This is a genomic window from Micromonospora sp. NPDC002717 (assembly GCF_040295705.1).
In the GTDB taxonomy this organism is placed as follows: Bacteria; Actinomycetota; Actinomycetes; order Mycobacteriales; family Micromonosporaceae; genus Micromonospora.
Window position 1 is genome coordinate 217,563 of the sequence record NZ_JBEOVW010000004.1, and the last position, 20,589, is coordinate 238,151.

Here is a 20,589-nt window from a genome sequence, read left to right on the forward strand (position 1 = left end):
CTCACTCGCCGATGAACACGTAGCTCAACCGGTCGACCAACTCGCTCGGCAACCGCAGGCCCTCGCCGCCGGCCCGCTTGGCGACCTGCTGCGCGACTGCCGGCGGTACCGCCACCTGGCCGAGGATGGTCCGTACGGCCAGCTCCACCGGCAGGTACTGGGTGTCCATGAGGGTCAACGTGCGGTACGCGCAGAACGGCGCGGCGACCGGATTCAGCTGGACGATCGCCGGCAGTTCGTCCCAGTCGGTGGGCAACTCCCCGGTAAGCCGGCACGGCTGCCTGATCGTCTCACCCCGGTGCCGTAGCACGCCCAGCCGGGTCAACTGCCAGACCGAGGCGAGCAGCGCGCAGGCCCACACCCGGGTGTTCGGCTCGCCGGACCACAGTTCGATGTCGACGAAGATGGAGTGCTGGGGATCGCCGGACTGCACCGGCGGGGACCACGGCCGCGGCAGGGTCATCGCCGGGGCGTCGACGTGCCCGGGCGACCGCTTACCGTTGGACAGCCAACCCGACTCGCTCAGCGGTGGGCGGCTCCCGGTGGTGTGCCGAGGCGGTTCCACCACCAGCGTGTCGACCACCAGCTGGGCCAGCTCGACGCCGTCGTGCCGCGCGAAGCTGGACTCCCGGGCCACGTAGTCCAGCATCAGGCCGTGCTCCGCCGCGGCGCTCTGCACCTGCGGGATCACCTCACGAGGGGTACCGAAGCGGTGGAAGTAGTCGTCCACCATGAAGCAGGTGCTGATCCGCGGTTGCCGGTGTGGGGGCAGGCCTCGTCGGGCCAGGGCCGGGATCGCGGCCGACCAGTCCGCGATCCGCTCGAACTTGCGCCGCAGCTCCTGACATCCGTCGCCGAAGTCCTCCGCGTAGAAGTGCCCCAACTCCACGGACAGATGCGAGTACGCCACGCTCTCTGTACGTCGCACCGCAGCTGCCTCCTGGAACCTGACATCCACGCCAATCACACGGTCTCCCATGCCGTCTCGTCGAAGAGCTTCTCGGTCAGATCCACGAAGGCGTCCACGGTCTTGACGTTTGCGATCTTGCTTTGCACGTCGTGGTCCGAGATGAGCTGCTCCCGCCACTGCAACAGAGGATCCAGCGGCACCGCGCCGAAGAGCGTGGTGCGCCCGACGCCCCGCCGTCGGGCCAGCTCCGACAGCTCCGCGTCGCACTTGCGCAGGAAGGCCTGCTGCGCGAGGTCGAGGTAGCCGACCTCGGGGCCGCGTGAATCGATCACCGCCGTGCGGATGAACCGCAGCGACTCCCGCAGCCGGTCCGGCTCGTGACCGTACTCCTTGCCCATGGCCACGATCCCGCCTGCCTCGAAGGCCAGATCCGCGGCCGCGGTGACGTGCTGGGGAGTCCACCGGTGGAAGACCAACCAGCGAACGGTGACCTTGCGCAGGGTCGGGGTGGCGGTGGCGGCCAGCGCGATCTGGCTGGCGTACGACCGGCCGGCGCTGAGGTCCACCAGGGTCAGGTCGAACTCCTCCTCCAGCCGGAGGAAGAGTTCGGCGCAGCGCTTGGCGATGTCGTTGGTGAAACCGAACTCGCTGCCGTTGCGCTGCCCGGGCAGGAGCACCAGCGGGCCGGACCCGATGGGACGCTGACGCAGGCTGGCCCGCTCCGACGTGGCCCACACGTCCAACTGCTCCGGAGACGGGATCTCCCCGCGCAGATACCGGTGCAGGCCGCCGCCGTTGGGCCCGGCGCCCTCCACCCCGTTGACGGCCTGCGGGATCTGGAACGTGATACCGGCCGTCGGCGAGCCGAAATCGTAGTCCAGGTAGCAGGTGGGGCGGCCGGACAACGCGCTGCGGTAGGCGATGTTCGCCGCGGTCACCGAGCGCCCGGTACCGCCCTTGTGCGACGTGACGAAGACCAGCATTCAGATCCCCTCGCTGGCCTTCTGCTGCCCGGTGGCAATGTCGTTGAGCAGCAGCAGCAGCGTGTTCGCCAGGGCGGCCGCCGTGCCGGGGCGTTCGTCCACCAGCAGCTGCGCCCGGCGCAGGCTGGCCCGGATGCTGCGCATGCTGCGCTGCATCGCCTCACCGGCGAACGTGCCGCGCATCAACTCCCGGTCGAACAGGTACTCGGCCTCGTCGATGAGATCCTGCGCGTACGCGGCGAGCCGGCCGGCGCGTGGGAACGGCCGGTCCCAGAGCAGCTGACCGGCGCTGACCAGCGCCTCCACCACCCGCTCGGTCAGGTACCAGGAGGGTGCGTCCGGCTTCGGCGCCAACCCGGGGAAAGCGCCGCCGGCGTGATCCCACAACCCTCGGTGCTGGCCGTCAGGGATGCGCCGCAGCAGCAGGTGATCCCACACCTCGTCCGCCAGTTCGAGCAGCTCGCTGCGCCGCCGGGCGTTGCTCAGCAGACCGGCGACGGTGGCCGCCCGCTGGAGCAGCACCGTGGAGTACTCGTTCACGTTCCACGTCATGATCGGCTTCGACGTGTCGTCGTTCAGGGTCACCCGCTTGCCCGGCGCGTGCAGGAGCAGCGCCGGCTCGTCGGGCGAGGCACGCCGGGTGATCCGCGCCCGCTGCGCCAGCTCCACCAGCACCGAGGCGATCCGGCCGAGCTCCTCGTCGGCGCCGCGCCCGCCGGCGATCAGGCCCTTCACCGCCAGCGACGTGGCCTGGAGGGTGTAGTAGTCGGTCCGGTCACCGTCGGTCGTCCGCCAGGGAATGTCCTCGATGGGCCACCGGCGTCGGTTGCCGAAGGTCGCCACCGTCGCCCAGTAGGTCCGGGTCAGCTCCCAGCGCAGCTGCAGCGCCCGAGACAGCCGCTGCTGCTCCTCGTTGAGCAAACCGAGCAGGCGGGTGCGTTCGGAGTTCAGGTCCTCGATGGCGTCCATCGCGATGACGGTGAAGTACAGGTAGGGGGCGTTCTCCGCCGAGCCCTCCCGCTGCAGGCCGATCGGCTCGGTGGTCGGGACCTCCTCGGCCCCGGCGATGATCCCCCACGACCAGCCGCACTCGAACAGCATCTCGCTGTTGTCCAGGTCCTCGGTCACCCGGCCCGACCCGATGACCACGCTGCGCAGGCTGGCCATCGTTTCCCGCAGCTGTTCGCGCAGCGCGGCCACGACTTCGCGGCGCGGCAACTCGTCCTGGTTGATCATGTCGCACAGCCGGACGCCGTACTCGTCGCTGGCGGTGAAGACGAAGGTACTGAAGCTGCGGAGCAGGCCGACCATGGCCGCGGTGAGCCGCGCGCTGGCCATCGCTTCCAGGGCGTCCAGCTGCGCCAGCAGGTCACGTCGCTTGGTGGCGCCACGGTAGACCTTGACGAAGCCGATCGTCGCCAGGGTCAGCGTGACGGACACCGCGAAGGAGTCGACGATGTCCAGGGAGCGTTGCTCGTCGGTGAGCTCCGAGCCGCCCTCCAGCGGGGCGAGGTAGCTACCGCCGCTGAAGATCGGGGTGCCGGTGTCGTCGGTGTACCGCGTGAAGTAGTCGGTGATCACGCTGACCAGCCGGCGGGGAATCTCGATCGCGCCGCCGATCGGGCTGAGCGCCTCGATCACCTCCTCGTCGGCGCGATCCGGGTCGTCGAGCGACAGCACGGGGACCCTCGCCGCCGGGAGCAGCAGGGTCAGTAGTTGCTCCGCATCGCTGATCGAGTTGCTGCCACTTCGACCACCCCAGTGCCATTCACCGTTCTGCCAGCAACTACGCACCGTGGCCCGCCAGATGTCGAGAATCTCCTGGCGTGGCTGTATCCGCACGATTCACCGCCGTCTGCTGTAGTCGTCGACTCGAAACTGCCGATGTTGCCGTTCACACGATGATCTACGGTGATCCACAATGACGCGCAACAACATGGTAGCGGGCCAGTCGAGTGCCACTCGAACAGCTTCGATGGCCGCGTGTCGGCAACCCGGCCCATCGGCGGCGTGAATGCCCGTACTGGTAGGCCGGGTGAATCCCACGCCGCCGGCGCCTCCCATGATCGGGCGTCGGCACTAACCGCGGGTACGGCCGGTGGTCAGCAGCATGCTCAGGTACCCGTCACGCAGCGGCGGTGTGAGCCGCACCTCGTGGACGGCCAGGTCGTACGCGCCGGCCGCGATGCTGGCCACCACCTCGGCGCGCTGCAGCGCCACGGCCGGGAACAATCGCTGGCCGACGCGGTAGCCGCGGGAGCCGAGCATGACCGCCACGGCAAAGGGCGAGCCGGGCCGCAGCGCGTCGAGGAACCGGCCGATCGCGCGCTCGGCCTCCGCGCGGTCGGCCGAGATGGAGCAGGCCACGAAGAACATCGTGCCGGCGTCCCAGGCGTGCCTCGGCGCGTCGAAGACACTTGTCCTCAGCACTCGGCCCACCCGCGCCAGGCGGCCCCGCGGATCGGTCAGCGCCGAGTACGCCGGATGCTCCGCGCACACCTGCCAGTACGGGTCCCAGAGTTCGTCGTAGCTGTCGACCTGCGTACGCAGCCAGCTCACATTCGACATCGACCAGTCACACAGGTCGATCGTGCGCGCGAACGGCAGAAGCGACAGCGCCGGGTAGAGGTTCGCCCCCGACCCCACGTCGACACAGCGCGCGCCGGAGAGCTTCGCCTCGGCGAGAAAATCTCTGGTACGGCAGAGGATCTCACGATCGTCGGCACGCAGGACCGCGTAGTTGTGCCGGACGTATGCCTGGGGGTCGAAGCTGTCCCACTCGACGTCGGAATTCACCGGCCTCGGAGACTGGATCGGCGGGGTTGGCGTCGACGACTCGCCGCAACCGCCGCCAGCCGCCGGGGTCAACGTCATGGACGGGCCTCCATCGATGTCGGCGGATCACAATGATCGTCGTTCCGGCGCGCTCCTTCTCACTGACCATTGTGTATCGAAGGTGGTGTTTGCTTGCAAGCAGCGGCACTTCACCAACTCCAGGACCGGACGATGTTCGCCTTGCCCTCCCCAGTTCACCCGGCCGAGGCGTGGGCCTGATCCGCTTTGACGGACATCCGATATCGAAAGCCAGCGGCGCCGCGGAACCTGTCAGTGAAGGTAGGACGTTTTCGTGGTCAGGTGCTCTGCAGCTCGGTGGGTTGAGTCAGGTCTTGCGGACTGCGCTGGTGAAGCCGGCGATGAAGAGGGTGGCGAAGGTCCAGGCGAGCAGTTGCAGGAACCAGCTGGCGATGGTGAGGGTTTGGCCGGCGGGGGTGTCGGTGGGTTGGCAGCGGTCACGGGCGCCGGTTTTGATCAGTGGGGTGCCGAGGTCGAGGCCCACGCCGATCTGGTCGATGGTGGTGCAGGCGGTGGCTGCGGCTTCTCCGGTGATCGCCGGCTTCTGGGCCAGCCCGCCGTGGTGGCCGCCGGTGACGCTGAGGGTGACCGCGGCCGCAAGCGTGGCGAGGAGCAGGAGCAGGGCGCGCCAGGGCTGGTAGCCGTATCCGAGGGTGATGCCGGTGAGGCGGCCCCAGGCCCGTTCGGAGCCGGCCAGTCCGGCGCGCTGGATCTGGTCGCGGCGTTGGGCGATGAGAATCGTGCGGGCGTCGCGGTCGTGGCCGGCGGCACGGTAGGCGGCGGCGAGGTGCTGGTAGGGCTGGGCTGCGTAGCCGGGGGTGTGCTCGCGCAGCAGGGTCAGCCAGCGCGGCAGTGACGCTGGCCGCGGCAGCCCGCTGTAGGTGAGCCCGTCCAACTCGATCAGCGATCCCTGGTCCGGTGCCGTGTGCGTCGTTCGGTCGGTGTCGAGGCGGAAGGTCCCGCCGATCCGCGTACCGGTCAACACGAGCACGGCCTGGCCGTCTGCGCTGGTGGCGGTGAACCCGTCGTCCAGCATCACGTCCTGGTCGACGCGGAGGCCGTCGGTGTTGAGGGCAGGTCCGGTGGCGTTCTCCAGCCGCGCTCCGCCGCAGTACAGGACGCCGCCGATGTGGGCACCGGGCAGCTGGATCGTGCCCAGCTCGCTGGCGCTGGTGGCGGTGAACCGATCGTCCAGGGCCACGTCCCGGTCGACCTGGAGGTGGTCGGCTTCGAGGGCGGGTCCGCTGGTGTTCATCAGCCGTGCCCCGGTGCAGTGCAATGTGCCGAGGTGGGCACCGAGTAGCCGGACCGTGCCCTGTTCGCTGGCGCTGGTGGCGGTGAACCCGCCGAGCAGGAACACGTCCTGGTCGACCTGGAGGCGGTCGGCGTTGAGGGCGGGTCCGGTGGTGTTCCGCAGCCGCGCTCCGCTGCAGTTCAGTTGGCCGCCGAGGTGGGCACCGAGTAGCCGGACCGTGCCTCGCTCGCCGGCGCCGGTGGCGGTGGACCCGCGCAGGAACACGCTCTGGTCGACCTTGAGCCCGTCGGCGTCGAGGGCGGGTCCGGAGGCGTTCTCGAGCCGCGCTCCGCTGCAGTCCAGTGTGCCGAGGTGGGCTGCGAGGAGCCGGACCGTGCCCAGCTCGCTGGCGCTGGTGGCGGTGCTCCCTTCGAGCGAGAGCACCCGCGCGGCGAAGCGTGTGGCGTCGACTGGCGCGTCGTCCGAATCTGCCGCTTGCTCGATGCGGCACCCGGTCAGGGCAACCGCCGACAGTTGGGCGTTGCGGAGATTCAGGCCGCTGGGCAGGAGACAGTCGCGCAGCTCCAGCGCCAGGTCACTGGTGATGTTCTCCAGATCGATCTGACCGGCGATCCGGGCTCCGCGTAGCCGCAGACCGTGTGGGTCGGGTTCGCTGACCAGACGGCCGCGGACGAGCTCGCGGATGACCGAAGCCGAGACCGTCCGCTCCTCGCCCCAGGACCGCATCGCTGCCTCGTCGACCGGCCCGTCACCGGCCAGGTCGAGCACCTCGCCGCAGGCGACGGACTTGATCAGTCGCTGCTCGACACGACTGTGCGCTCGACGGTCCGCATTCCGTACCCGCTGGCGACCTACCGACGTCATGGCACCAATGATGGACAGCCACGCCATCTACCGCGATCCCCCGGACCGGGCCACGACCCGCGACCCGTCAGACTTTGCGCGTCGCGGACGATGGGAAAGGGACGCGGGCGGATCAGCTCAGCGGCCCGCCCGTCCCACCGGATCCGGTGGCAGCTCGCCCGGCCCCTGCCACGCTCACCAGCGCCACGAGGTCGTCGAGGGTGTCCAGGGTGCGGCCGGGACCGTTCAGGTCCACCTCGACGCCGTACTCCAGCTCGATCGCGTCGACCAGGCGCAGCAGGCCGAGGGAGTCCACGCCGAGCGCGACCATCGACCCGCCGGCCAGCACGTCGGCCGCCGCGACCTCCCCGGTCGTGGCCTCGCTCACCAGCTCCGCGATCCGCTCGCGCAGGTCGGTGCCACCCATGTCAGAACTCCTTTGCGGACTGCCGGACGATCTCGGCGATCTCGGCGATGGTCGGGGTCTCGAAGAAGTCGTCCAGCGGCACCTCGACCCCGAGCCGCTGCTGGATCCGGCCGCTGATCCGGGTGATGGTCAGCGAGTGCCCGCCCAGGTCGAACAGGTCCTCGTGCACACCGATGTCGGGGACGCGCAGCACCTCCTGCCAGATCTGGCGCAGCTGCTCCACCACCGGGTCGTCGCCGGTTCCGTCGGCAGCGGTCCCGCCCGGGGCCGCCCCGACCGGCTCCCTGGGCGCGGGGGCGGGCAGCGCGGCCCGGTCGACTTTCCCGTTCGGGTTCAGCGGCAGCCGGTCGAGCGTCACGTAGTCGGTGGGCAGCACGGCCTGCGGCAGGCTCAGCGCCAGGTGCTGTCGCAGCTCCGCCGGCTGCGCGGCGGCCCCGGCGCGGCACACCACGTACGCGACGAGGCGCGGCTCGTCCGCGTCGTGCCGCAGCGCGGTGGCCGCCGCGGCCACGGCCGGATGGTCGAGGAGCCGGGCGTCGATCTCCCCCAGCTCGACCCGGTGCCCCCGGATCTTGACCTGGTCGTCGACGCGACCGAGGAACTCGATCCGCCCGTCGGGCAGCCACCGGCAGCGGTCGCCGGTGCGGTAGAGCCGCTCGCCGGCCCGCCCGAACGGGTCCGGCACGAACCGCTCGGCGGTGAGGTCGTCCTGCCCCAGGTAGCCGGTGGCCAGCCCCGCGCCGGCCAGGTGCAGCTCGCCGGGCACCCCGAGCGGCACCGGTCGGCGGGCCTCGTCCAGGACGTACGCCCGCACGTTCGGCAGCGGCCGACCGATGGTGACCTCGTCGAGACCGGCGGGGATCTCCGCCATGGTCGCGTAGACGGTCGCCTCCGTGGGCCCGTACCCGTTGACCAGGCGGGCGGTGCGGGCCCGCAGGTCCCGCGCGAGGGCGACCGGCAGCGTCTCCCCGCCGGCGACCGCGACCAGCGGCGCCGGCGTGTCCCCGGCGTCCGGGGCCGGCACGCCGAGGCCGGCGTCCAGCAGCACCCGCCAGCCGGACGGGGTGGCCTGGGCGTGGGTCACGCCGGTGTCGCGGACCAGCCGCAGCACGCCCGCGCCGTCCAGCGCGCTGACGGCCGAGGCGACGACCACCCGGCCGCCGGTGACCAGCGGCAGGAACACCTCCACGGTGGAGATGTCGAACGACAGCGACGTCAGGTGCAGCCACCGGTCCCGTGGCCCGCTGCCCAGCAGGTCGCGGACGCCCAGCAGCAGGTTCGCCAACGCGCCGTGCCGCACCGCCACGCCCTTGGGCCGGCCGGTCGACCCGGAGGTGTAGAGCACGTACGCGAGATCGTCGGCGTCCGGCGGCCCGTCGGCGGGTCCGGTCGGGACCGGGCCGTGGAGCAGGTCGGTCCCGTCGAGGGCGAGGGTGGGCCGGCCCGTCTCGACGGCGGGGCCCGTCACGACCAGCGCCGGGGCGGCGTCGGCGAGGATCGCCGCCCGCCGGGCCGGCGGGTTGCCCGGGTCGACCGGCAGGTAGGCGGCGCGGCAGTGCAGCACCGCCAGCACGGTCACCACCGCCTGCCAGGAGCGGTCCAGCGCGACGGCCACCAGTGTGCCGGGGCCGACCGCGCGCTGGCGCAGCAGCGCGGCGAGCCGGAGGACGGCGGCGTCGAGCTGGGCGTAGGTCAGCGTCATGTCGCCGTCGACCAGGGCCGGCGCGTCCGGTTCTGCGGCGACCCGGGCGGCGAACAGGACCGGCACCGTCACGGCGGGGTACGCCCGGACGGTGTCGTTGACGGCGCGGGTGACCCGGTCGAGTTCGTCGGCGGGCAGCAGCGGCAGGTCCGCCACGGGGCGGTCGGGTTCGGCGACCGCCGCGGCGAGCATGGTGCGCAGGTGCCCGCCGATCCGGCGTACGGAGTCGGTGTCGATGGCCGCCGGGCTGTGCTGGAGGCTCACCGTGACGCCTGTCGGGGCGTCGACGATCTGCACGTGCAGGGCGTTGCGGGCGGCGCCGCAGAACAGGGTCCAGTCGACCTCGCTGGCCACTCCGGGGAACCTCGGTTCCGCACCGCGCCGCCGGTAGGCGACGCTGACCGGGGTCAGGGCCGGGGCGGGCCGCAACCCGGGCACGGCGTGGGCCAGCGGCACGGCGCGGTGCCGGTACGTCTCGCGCAGCCGGGCCCGGACGGCGAGGGCGTGGTCGCGGAACGTGCCCCGCGCCGGGGCGACCGCGACGGGCAGCTCGTTGACGAACAGCCCGACCCGGTCGGCCTGGTCGGGGGTGCGGGTGGACAGGGCCGCCCCGACCGGCGCGCCCTGGTTGCCGTAGCGCCCGAGCAGGGCGTGCAGCACGGCGAACAGCAGCTCGAAGCGGGTCACCCCGATCGACCGGGCGGCCCGGTCGACGCCGTCGACCAGGCCGGCGGGCAGGTCCAGGGGCACGGCCTCGCCGGGCTCCGCGGCGGTGGGCAGCCGACGTAGGCCGGGCAGGACGACGTCTCCGGGGCCGGACCAGTGCCGCGCCCAGTGGTCGCGGGCGGCGGGCAGGTCGGCCACGACGCGTTGCTGCTCGGCGGCGGCGAGGCCGGCGTACCCGTCGGCGCGGGGTGACGGCGCGGCCGGGCCGCCGGCGCGGGCGGCGGCGTAGGCGGCGGCCAGGTCGCGGACGAGCACGTCCTTGGACGTGCCGTCGAAGGCCAGGTGGTGCGCGGTGACGAGCAGCAGGTGGCTGCCGTCGGCGGCGGTCAGCAGGGCGAACCGGGCCAGCGGGCCGGTGCCCAGGTCGTGCGGGCGGGCGATCTCCTCGGTGACACGGGCGTCGGTCCACTCGCCGACCATCACCGCCGGGCGCGTGTCCGCAGGGGCCAGGTGGGGGATGCCGTCGTCGTCGGTGACGACGCGGGCGGCCAGGACCGGGTGCTGTTCGGCCACCGCGGCGCACGCCGCGACGAGGGCCCGACGGTCGAGTTCGGCGGCGAACCGTACGCCCAACGCCATGTGGTAGGCCGTGCCGGCGACGCCGGCCTGCTCGGTGAACCAGACGGCGTGCTGCGCGGAGGTCGCCTCGGCGGTACCCACATGTGCTCCTATGGTCGTGCTGGTGGTCAGTTGTCGAAGAGGTGGGTGAGCTGCCGCTTGAGCACCTTGCCGCCCTCGTTGCGGGGCAGCCGGTCCAGCAGCAGGAGTCGGGCGGGCAGCTGGTAGTCGGCCAGCCGGTCGGCGAGGAAACCGCGCAGCACCGGCAGGGACAGCCCGTCCGGGCCGGCCGGGGGGCGGGGCACGACGGCGGCGGCCACGACCGAACCGAGCACCGGGTGCGGGACGCCGACGACGGCCGCCTCGGCGACCAGGGGATGCTCGTGCAGGGCGGCCTCGACCTCGATGGTGGAGACCTTGAACGCGCCGGTCTTGACGACGTCCTGGTGCCGGTCGGTGAGGTACAGGTAGCCGTCGGCGTCCATCCGGCCGACGTCGCCCATCCTGACCCACCCGTCGCGGAAGGTGGCCCGGTTGGCCGCCTCGTCGCGGTAGTACGCGCGGGGGTGGGGGGCGCGCAGCCACACGTCGCCGGTGGCCCCGGCCGGCAGCGGGTTCCCGTCGGCGTCGGCGACCATCAACTGCCCACCCACCGGCCGCCCGACCGCGTCCCGACGGGACGGGTCGTAGATCATCGTGGTCTGGGCCGGGGCCGCCTCCGTCGACGTGTAGTAGTTGACGATCGTGGCCTGCGGGAACGCCTCGGCCAGCCGGGCCGCGACCGCCGGGGCGAGCGGGGCGGCGGTGGAGCCGATGAGCTGCACGGCGCCGGTGTCCCGCCCGCGCAGCGCCCCGGAGTCGAGCAGCTCGACGGCGATCGACGGGACGACGAAGACGGTCCCGGTGCCGGCGGTCTCGATCAGCCGGGCGAACCGGGCCGGGGTGAACCGGGGCAGGGTGAACGCGGCGGCCTTCGCGGTGAGCGCGTTGGCCAGCATGGTCTGCCCGGCGTTGGTGCCGATGGCGAACGCGTGCAGGAACCGCTGCGAGTGGGCCAGCGCCAGCCGGCGCGGGTGGGTCGGCGCGCCCACGGTGAGGTTGGCGTGGTTGGCGGCCACTCCCTTCGGGCGGCCCGTGGTGCCCGAGGTGTAGAGGATCTGGGCGAGGTCGCCCGGGCGGGGGCCGGCGGGGTCGAGGCCGGTTCCGGGACCGGCGAGCAGGTCACCCACCGTCCAGGTCGACACGCCGGGCGGTACCGGCGGGGCGGGGGTGTCGTCGCCGTGCAGGACGGCGGTGGCCGCGCAGTGGGTCAGCGCGTACCCGAGTTGCCCGGCGGCGAGCCGGTCGGACAGCGGCACGGCGACGCCGCCGGCCCGCAGCACCCCGCAGTACGCCACGGCGAACCGGGTCCAGTCGCGGGCGCCGAACAGCAGGCCGACCCGGTCGCCGCGGGACAGGCCCCGGTGCCGCAGCGCGGCGGCCACGGTGGTCGCGCCGGCGGACCACTGGGCGAAGGTCAGCGTCGCCACGCCGTGCACCTCGACCGCGACCTGGTCGGGGTGCAGGCTGGTGCGCCAGTCGAGCAGCTCGGGCACGGTACGGAGAGTGGCCCGGCCGGTGGTCGTCGCGGTCATCTCAGGCGGCCTTCCGTCCGATCGTGGCGGCGGGTTCCCGGCGCTCCCGGACACCGGCGACCCGGGCGCGGCGCTCCTCGATGCCGACCAGGTCGTCCGGCGGCGCGTCGGGCACCTCGTCGTCGAACCGGGCGAGGGTCGGCGTGAGCAGCGACACCAGCGCCGTCGCCGCGATGCACACCCCGAACAGCACGTACAGCAGGCCGTGGCCGCGGCCCGGACCGACGCCGATCACCGCGCCGACCGTGGCGGCGAGCGCGCCGTCGGGCAGCAGCATCGGCTCGGCGACCCGGGCGGCGAACGGGGCGACGACGCCCCAGCCCAGCGGCAGGGTGGACTGCGCGACCATCTGGTTGAGCGCGAAGACCCGGCCGTGGACGCGCGCCGGCACCTTGGTCTGGATAATCGTGTGGTAGACGCCGTTGACGATGCCGAGGGCCAGGTAGATGCCGAACGCGCCCGCGCCGATGAGCAGCAGGTTCGGTCGCAGCCCGGTCAGCACGGCGGCCACCGCGATGCCGCAGGTGCCCAGCAGCACCGCCCGCATCCGGCGTCGGCGGGGGCCGCCCCAGATCAGCATCACCAGGCCGCCGACGGCCGCGCCGACCCCGCCGGCGAGCGCGACCCGGGCCACCTCGTCCAGGCCGGCGAAGCCGAGCACGAGCGGGGAGAGCAGGAACAGCACCGGGAACAGGAAGAAGTTCAGCGCCGCGAAGAACGCCAGCATGGCGCGGAACTCCCGGCGGCGCAACGAGTACCGGAAGCCGGCGACGATCTCGGCGCCGATGCCCTCGCGCCGTTGCAGCGCCAGGGTGCGCGGGAACCGCACGACCGCCAGGACACCGATCGCGAACAGGTACGACGCCACGTCGATGAGCAGGATGCCCCGCAGCCCGACGGCCTGCAGCAGGGCCACGGCGAGCAGCGGCACGGTGAACTGGGTGAGGCCGACGGCGGTCTGGGTGAGGCCGTTGGCGTGGCCGAGGTAGCGCTTGGGCACCAGCTGCGGCAGCGCCGAGACGAACGCGAGGCGCTGGAACGCCAGCGCCACCGACAGCCATGCCGTCAGCGGATAGAAGTGCCACACCTCGGCCCGGTCGACCAGCACGAGCCCGGCCAGCACCGCGTTGGCGCCCCCGGCGGCGACGTTGGCCAGCAGCAGGACGCGCCGCCGGCTGGTCCGGTCGACCAGCGCCCCGGCCAGCGGGGCGACGAGCAGGCCGGGCAGCAGGCCCAGCACGGCGAAGAGGGCGAACCGGGCGAGCGACCCGGTCTCGGTGTAGATCCACAGCGGGATCGCGAAGGTGGTCAGCGCGGTGCCCAGGCCGGAGACGATCTGGCCGGCGGCGACCAGGCCGAAGCGGCGCATGCTGGGCGGCGGCGCGGCGTCCGCCGGGGTGTCCGCGCCCGGTGGTGGGGGGCCGGCGGGCCGGTGGGAGACGGCGGCGAGCTGCCAGGCGGGCCGAGCGGCGTCCGGTTCGGCCGACGCGGGTGGCGGCCCGTCGAGGCGCCGGTGCACGTCGGTGACGATCTCCGCCAGCTCGGCGGCCCGGTACTTGAGGAAGTAGTGCCCGCCCTCGTCGACCACCACCAGCGCGGTGCGGTCGGTGAGGAGGTGCCACTCCCGGTACCGCTCCTCGTGGTAGTCGGTGCTGCGGTCGCGTTCGCCGACCACCGAGATGACGGGCGCGCGCAGCGGGGTGACCCGCTGGCGCATCAGGTCGGTGAAGTAGTCCTCGGAGACCTCGGCGTCGTGGCGCATCGCCCGGATCAGGAACCGGACCTCGTCGGGCGCGAGCGACCCGACGGCGGTGCCCTGCGCCTGCAGCCAGGTGCGGTAGATCCGGTCGCTGCGCAGGCGTTCGGCCAGCCGCAGCCGCAGCAGCGGACCGAGCGGCCCGCCGGCCGGCCGGGCGAACGGGAAGACCGCGCCGAGGTACACCGCCAGCAGGTCCCGGCCGGCGGCCTCCAGCCGGCGGGCGACCTCCACGGCCAGCGCGCCGCCGGGGCCGCAGTGTCCGTAGAGGATCAGTGGGCCCTCCACCCGGGCCAGGATCTCCGCGACGACGTCGGCGGCGACGTCGGCGATGGGCGCGGGCTCGTCGGCGAGGCCGATGTCGTGCCCGGGCACGGCCACCGACAGCAGCCGGTACCCGGCCGGCAGCGCGTCGGCCAGCGGTTGGTACACCACGGCGCTGCCGCCGCCGTACGGGACGCAGACCAGGGTCGCGACCCGGTCGGCGGACGGCACCGGCGGGGTCAGTTCGTGCAGCAGCCCGGCGGGGCCGGCGCCGGCCTCGGCGACGAGGGCGGCCAGCTCGCGTACGGTGCGGTGGCGGAAGAGGTCCATCACGCTGACCGCCGGCGCTTCGCCCACGACGACGGGCAGCTCCCGGCGCAGCCGGGCCACCACCTGGGTGGCCAGCAGCGAGTGCCCGCCCAGGTCGAAGAAGTCGTCGGTGGCGCCGACCTCGGCCACCCCCAGCACGGCCCGCCAGATGCCGGCCACGAGCGTCTCCACCGGCCCGACCGGCGCCACCCGCTCGCCGCCCGGCGGTGCGTCGGTCGGCTCGGGCAGGGCCCGCCGGTCGACCTTGCCGTGCTCCTGCAGCGGCAGCCGGTCCAGGACCATCCAGCGGGTCGGCACCATGTGCTCGGGCAGCCGGTCGGCGAGGCGGCGGCGCAGGCGCGCGGGGTCCGGCCCGTCCGTGCCGGGCGTCGGCTCCAGATAGGCCACCAGCCGGTCGTCGCGCAGCAGCACCGCTGCCTGCCGTACGCCGGGGCAGTTCCGCAGGGTGGCTTCGATCTCCCCCAGCTCGACCCGGTAGCCGCGGATCTTCACCTGGTGGTCGCGGCGGCCGAGGAAGACCAGTTGCCCGTCGGCGTTCCAGCGGCCCAGGTCGCCGGTGCGGTAGAGGCGGGCGCCCGGGGGCCCGTACGGGTCGGGCACGAACCGCTCGGCGGTGAGGCCGGGTCGGTTCAGGTAGCCGCGCGCGAGCCGGTCGCCGCCGAGGTACAGCTCGCCGGCCACCCCGACCGGCACCGGGCGCATCCGCTCGTCGAGCACGTACACGCGGGCGTGCGGCAGGGGCCGGCCGATCGGCACCGGGCCGGTGCGCGGGCTGTCGGCGACCACCTCGTAGGTGGCCACGCCGACGGTGGCCTCGGTGGGGCCGTAGTGGTTGAAGACCCGGGCCGGGCCGGCGTCGGCGAGCGGGCCGACGCGCTCCAGGTCGGACGCCTCGCCGCCGAGGATCAGCGCGCGGGCGGGCAGCAGCTCGGCCGGCTCGGCGTCGGCGGTGAGCGCCGCCAGGTGCGACGGGGTGATCTTGAGGTAGTCGATGTGCCCGTCGCGCAGCCGCTCGGCCAGTTCGGCGCCGGTGCCGCGGCGGGGCAGCAGGTGCACCGCGCCGCCGGTGGCCAGCGCCAGGTAGAAGAGGGTGACGCTGAAGTCGAACGACATCGACTGGAGCAGCCCGTACCGGGCGGCCGGGACGACCGCGAACCGGTCGGCCACCCCGTCGAGGTAGCGCAGCGCCTGCCGGTGCCCCACGGCGACGCCCTTCGGCGTGCCCGTGGAGCCGGAGGTGTAGATGACGTACGCGAGGTTTCCGCCGGTCGCCCCGGTCTCCGGTGCGGTGTCGGGCGCGGCGGCGGCCTCGACGGCGATCTCGTCGAGGCAGGCGGCCGGGGCGTCGGCGGGCAGCAGGTCCCGCAGGTCCGCGCTGGTGAGCACCACCGTCGGGCGGGCGTCGGCGAGCATCAGGGCCAGCCGGGCGGCGGGCTGTTCCGGGTCCAGCGGCAGGTACGCGCCGCCGGCGCGGAGCACCCCGAGCAGCGTCGCGGCCAGGTCGACGGACTGCTCCAGCAGGACCCCGACCAGCCGCTCCGGGCCGACACCGCGGGCGCGCAGCACGTGCGCCAGCCGGTTCGCCCGTCGGTCCATCTCCCGGTAGGTGAGCGTGTCCGGCCCGCAGACCACGGCCGGCGCGTCGGGCGTGGCGGTGACGAAGGGGGTGACGAGGTCGGCCAGGGTGTCCGCCGGGCCGGTGACGCCGTCGCCGGCGGCAGGGTGGTCGGCGCGGTGGTCATGGCGTGCCCGGTCCGCGCCGGCGTCGCCACGCTCGGGCCGGGCGAGGGCGAGCACCCGGTCCCGCTCGGCGGGACCGATCAGGTCCAGGTCGACGACGGGCAGGTCCGGCCGGGCGACCGCGGCGCGCAACAGCGTCTCGAAGCTGCCGGCCAGCCGGCGTACGGTGGCGGTGTCGAACAGGTCGGTGTTGTGGACGACCATGCAGCGCAGGCCGTCGGCGGTCTCGCCCACGTAGAGCGAGAGGTCGAAGCGGGCGGTGGCGGCGTCGGTGCCGACGCCCTCGGCGTGCAGGCCGGCGGGCCAGCGGTCGCCGCCGTGGGCGTAGTTCTGGAGGGTGAACAACACCTGGAACACCGGGGCGCGGCTGACGTCGCGGGCGACGTTGAGCTCCTTGACCAGCCGTTCGAACGGGATCTCCTGGTGGGCCAGGGCCCGGACCACGGTGGTGCGGGTGCGCCGCAGCAGGGCCGCGAAGCTGGGCTCGGCGGCCGGGGCGTCGGCGGTCGCGGCGACCGGGGAGAGGTCGGCGCGCAGGGCGAGGGTGTTGACGAAGAGACCGACGAGGTTCTCCAGCTCCGGCACCACCCGGCCGGCGACCGGGGTGCCGACGGCGAAGTCCCGCTGGCCGCTGTACCGGAACAGCGCGGCCTGCAGACCGGTGAGCAGGGTCATGTAGAGGGTGGCCCGGTGGGCGCGGCTGAGCCGGCGCAGGCCGTCGGTGAGGTCGGCGTCGAGGGCGAAGCGGTACGTGGCGCCGGCGTACGACTGCACGGCCGGCCGGGGCCGGTCGGTGGGCAGCTCCAGCGCAGGCACCCCGGCCAGCGCGCGGGTCCAGTACGCGAAGCCGTCGCCGGTGGCCGGCCCGTCGAGCCGGTCCCGCTGCCAGGCGGCGTAGTCGACGTAGTCGACGGCCGGGGCCGGGGGTGGGACGCCACCGTCGCGCAGCGCGGCGTAGGTGGCGGCGAGCTCGCCGAGGAGCAGGTCCAGTGACCAGCCATCGCTGACGATGTGGTGCATCGCGAGGTGCACGAGGTGCTCCTCGTCGCCGAGCCGGACGACGAGGGCCCGCAGCAGCGGGGCGTGGCCGAGGTCGAAGGGGGTGGCGACGGAGGCGGCCACCAGCGCGCGGGCGGCGGCCTCCGACGGTGCGGCGGTGACGGTCACCGGCACCCGCACCTGCGGGAGCACGTGCACGACGGGCTCGCCGTCGGCGTTCTCGACGAACCGCATGCGCAGGCTGTCGTGCCGGCCGGCGGTGGCGTCGAGGGCGGCGCGCAGGAGGTCGACGTCCAGCGGCCCGCGCAGCCGGGTGGTCGAGTGGACGACGTACGCGGCGGTGCCGGGGGTGAGCTGTTCGGTGAACCAGATCCGCTCCTGGCCGAACGACAGGCGGGGGTCGGCGGGGGGACGGGTGGCGGCCGGCGCGAGGGCAGGGCTCCGCGACGGTACGTCAACGTTGGTCACGGGTACCCTCTGCTGCGGTGACGGACGGGAGCCAGTAGTTTGCACGCCGCAACCAACCGGGTGGATCGGCTGATCGGTCCACGGTGGACACCATGATCGAGCGATCCGGAAGCTGATTGGTCCACGATGGACAAGATGATCGAGCGATCCGGAACCGGACGGGACCGTCGTACGGTCGGGAATGCGATTCACCGACATGGTCGTGCCCGCCGAGTGGGCGTCGGATGCCCTCGTGCACGTCGAGTTCGCCGGCGCCGGGGCCGGAACGGCGCCGCTGACCTGGGCCCAGCAGGTGCTGTGGCGGGCGCTCACCCGGTTCGGATCCAACCACCGCTTCCTCAACCTGCGGCGCACCGTGGCGGTGTCCGCGCGGGCCGGCGCGGACGTGGCCGCCGCGGCCCGCGCGGTCGGTGAGCTGGTCGGCCGGCACTCCGCGCTGCGCACCCGGCTGCGGGTGAGCGACGGCGAGCCGCGCCAGGAGACGGCGGCGGCCGGGGTGCTGCCGCTGCTGGTGTGCGCCGGCGCCGACGACGGGTCCGGGGCCGCCCGGGAGGCCGCCGGCCGCCTCGGTGACGTCGCGTTCGACCACGCCGAGGAGTGGCCGCTGCGGGTCGCGCTGGTCACGGTCGACGACCGGGTACGGCAGATCGTGGTGGTGTTCAGCCACACCACCGTGGACGCGTACGCCGCCGAGGTGGTGCTGCGCGACCTGCGGCTGATCCTGCTCCGGGGCCCCCTGCCCACGCCGCCCGGCCCCCAGTCGGCGGAGGTGGCCCGCCACCAGCACGGGGCCGACCGGCGCCGCTCGGAGCGGGCCGTGGCGTACTGGCTGCGGCAGTTCCAGCGCCTGCCCCGCCGGCCGCTGACCCCGACCGGGCCGGGGCTCGATCCTCCGCTGCGCCGGGGCGTGCTGGTCTCCTCCGCCATCGACACCGCCGCCCGGCTGATCGCCGCCCGGCAGCGGGTCAGCGTGTCGGCGGTGCTGCTGGCCGGGTACGCGGCGATGGCCGCCCGCGATTCGGGGCGCGAGCTGTGCGGCCTGTTCCCGATGGCCCACAACCGGTTCCGCGTCGAGTACGCCGACGCGGTGGCCAACCTCGGCCAGATCGGCTTCTGCGTGGTGGACCTGACCGGGCGTCCCGACTTCGGCGAGCTGGTGTCCCGGGTCTGGGCCGCGTCCCTGGACGGCCTGCGGCACGCCTACTACGCACCGCCCGCCCTGCGCCACGCCTTCGAGGCCCAGGGCGTCGACCTCGACTCGGCGTTCCAGCCGTACCACTACTTCAACGACGTCCGGCTGGCCACCGGCGGTGCCGAGCCGGCGCCCCGGGTGACCCCCGGCGAGCTACGGGCGGCCATGGAGCGCAGCACCTTCTCCTGGACCGCCGGCCTCCAGCAGGCGGCCTGGCACCTGCTGGCCCACGTGGTCGACGAGCCGGCCGGGGTCGGCGTCACGCTCACCGCCGACACCCGCCACCTTCCGACGGACGCCGTCGAGCCGTTCCTGCGCGGGCTGGAGGAACTGCTGGTCGAGGCGGCCTTCGCGGCGGTGCCGTGGCCGTGGTCGGCCGCCCGCGCCGGGCTCCCGGCCGCCGCCGGGCCGGTCGCCCCCGGCGGCGGCGTCGACGACGACGTCGTGGCCGGGCACCGCGTGCCGGACCGCGGCGGCGACGTCACGGGCACCGAGCAGGTGGCGTACGCGTCGTTCCAGGGCGGACGCGCCGCGAGTGCGCCGCTGACCTGGGGGCAACGCGCGATGTGGCGCACCGTCGAGGAGTTCGACTCCCCCGCCGCCTACCGGGTGCTGGCCCTCCCCCGCACCCTGACGGTCCCCGCTCGGGCCGACGTCACCGTGCCCCGGGCGCTGGACTCCGTCGGCGCGCTGGTCGCCCGGCACGAGTCGCTGCGTACCCGGTTCCGCCTCCGGGACCGCGAGCTGCACCAGGAGGCGGCGGCGACGGGCCGGCTGCCGGTCCTCGTCCACGCCGTGGCCCGACCGGCCGACGACCCCCACGGCCGGCGTGCCGCGGCCGCCCTGACCGCCCGGCTGCGCGAGCCGCGCTTCGACCACGTCGCCGAGTGGCCGCTGCGCGTCGCGCTGGTCACGGTCGACGACCGGGTACGGCAGATCGTCGTGGTGTTCAGCCACTCCGTCGTGGACCTGCACGCCGCCGACACCGTGCTGCGTGACCTGCGGACGCTGCTGCTGCGCGGCGCGCCGGACACGCCGCCCGGCCTTCAGTCGCTGGACCTCGCCGAGCGGGAGCGCCGCGTCGGGACAGGGCGCTCGCAGCGGGCCGTGGCGTACTGGGTCCGGCAGTTGGACGGCCTCACCGGGAGCCTGTCCGACCCCGACCCGACCGCGGCGGAGTCCCGTCACCTGCGCGGTTCGCTGGTGTCCCCGGCGCTGCACCACGCGACCGGGCTGGTGGCGGCCCGCCACCGGGTCAGCACCTCCGACGCCCTGCTGGCGGCGACCGCCGCCGTGCTGGACGCGGGCAGCGGGCGGGGCGCCTGCGGAATCGTCGTCATGGCCAACAACCGCTTCCAGCCCGACCACGACCGCGCCGTCGGCACCCTGAACCAGATCGGGTTCTGCCGGGTGGATCTGGCCGACCGGCCCGGCTTCGCCGAGCTGCTGTCCCGTACGCGACGCTCGGCCCTGGACGCCTACCGGCACGCCTACTACGACCCGGCGGCGTGGGAGCAGGCGGTCACCGAGCTGGGCCACGACCACCGGACCTTCCTGGCCCCGTTCTGCTACCTCAACGACGCCCGCCTGTCGCGCCCCGCCCGACCCTCGACGGCCGGCCCGGACGAGGCCGACGTGCGGGCCATGCTGGCCCGAAGCACCGTCCGGTGGCTGCCGGACCTGGCGCAGTTCCCCTGGCGCTGCCGCCTCCAGGTGCGCGACGCGCCCGGCGCGGTCGAGCTGATCGTCACCGCCGACACCCGGTACCTCCCGCCCCTGCGGGCCGAGGGGTTGCTGCGCGGCGTCGAGGCGCTGCTGGTCGAGGCGGCCTTCGACGACACGACGCGCAGCGCGGCTGCTCGTTGAACGACGGCACGACCGCAGCCCGACCGGTGGGCTGAGGCCACTCAGCCCACCGGTCACGCCGACGGCCACGGACGAGCCACCCG

At 73.9% G+C, this 20,589-nt stretch carries 10 protein-coding genes; 1 reads left to right on the forward strand and 9 read right to left on the reverse strand.

The genetic code is table 11. The annotated features are described in order from the left end of the window. Nucleotide 1 precedes the first annotated feature (1 nt). The 9 genes from ABT006_RS09155 to ABT006_RS09195 form a co-directional block, all read right to left on the reverse strand. Complete coding sequence (locus ABT006_RS09155; protein ID WP_350704504.1) at nucleotides 2–979, reverse strand: SCO2522 family protein; 978 nt, start codon at nucleotides 977–979, stop codon at nucleotides 2–4. Further along, nucleotides 964–1,893 (reverse strand): SCO2523 family variant P-loop protein, encoded by a 930-nt coding sequence (locus tag ABT006_RS09160; RefSeq protein WP_350704506.1) that lies wholly within the window; start codon nucleotides 1,891–1,893, stop codon nucleotides 964–966. The genes ABT006_RS09155 and ABT006_RS09160 overlap by 16 nt, the downstream gene beginning before the upstream one ends. Further along, the gene (locus ABT006_RS09165; protein ID WP_350704508.1) at nucleotides 1,894–3,735 is read right to left on the reverse strand and encodes an SCO2524 family protein; all 1,842 of its coding nucleotides are present in this window, start codon (nucleotides 3,733–3,735) and stop codon (nucleotides 1,894–1,896) included. Nucleotides 3,736–3,972: 237 nt separating this feature from the next. Then, nucleotides 3,973–4,689, reverse strand: a complete 717-nt coding sequence (locus ABT006_RS09170; RefSeq protein WP_350704510.1) for an SCO2525 family SAM-dependent methyltransferase — start codon at nucleotides 4,687–4,689, stop codon at nucleotides 3,973–3,975. 364 nt (nucleotides 4,690–5,053) lie between these two features. Continuing rightward, a complete protein-coding gene (locus ABT006_RS09175; RefSeq protein WP_350704512.1) occupies nucleotides 5,054–6,865 on the reverse strand; it encodes a hypothetical protein in 1,812 nt (603 codons plus the stop codon). Nucleotides 6,866–6,977: 112 nt separating this feature from the next. Next, complete coding sequence (locus tag ABT006_RS09180) at nucleotides 6,978–7,271, reverse strand: acyl carrier protein (RefSeq protein WP_350704514.1); 294 nt, start codon at nucleotides 7,269–7,271, stop codon at nucleotides 6,978–6,980. 1 nt (nucleotide 7,272) lies between these two features. Beyond that, a complete protein-coding gene (locus ABT006_RS09185; protein ID WP_350704516.1) occupies nucleotides 7,273–10,359 on the reverse strand; it encodes a non-ribosomal peptide synthetase in 3,087 nt (1,028 codons plus the stop codon). Nucleotides 10,360–10,385: 26 nt separating this feature from the next. Beyond that, nucleotides 10,386–11,891, reverse strand: coding sequence for a class I adenylate-forming enzyme family protein (locus tag ABT006_RS09190; RefSeq protein WP_350704518.1), 1,506 nt, complete (start codon nucleotides 11,889–11,891; stop codon nucleotides 10,386–10,388). Nucleotide 11,892: 1 nt separating this feature from the next. Next, a complete protein-coding gene (locus ABT006_RS09195; RefSeq protein WP_350704520.1) occupies nucleotides 11,893–17,448 on the reverse strand; it encodes a non-ribosomal peptide synthetase/MFS transporter in 5,556 nt (1,851 codons plus the stop codon). A gap of 181 nt (nucleotides 17,449–17,629) precedes the next feature. Between ABT006_RS09195 and ABT006_RS09200 the strand changes: the two genes are divergently transcribed. Next, nucleotides 17,630–20,506: a condensation domain-containing protein gene (locus ABT006_RS09200; protein WP_350704522.1), complete on the forward strand. Its 2,877-nt coding sequence runs from the start codon at nucleotides 17,630–17,632 to the stop codon at nucleotides 20,504–20,506. Nucleotides 20,507–20,589: the final 83 nt, after the last annotated feature.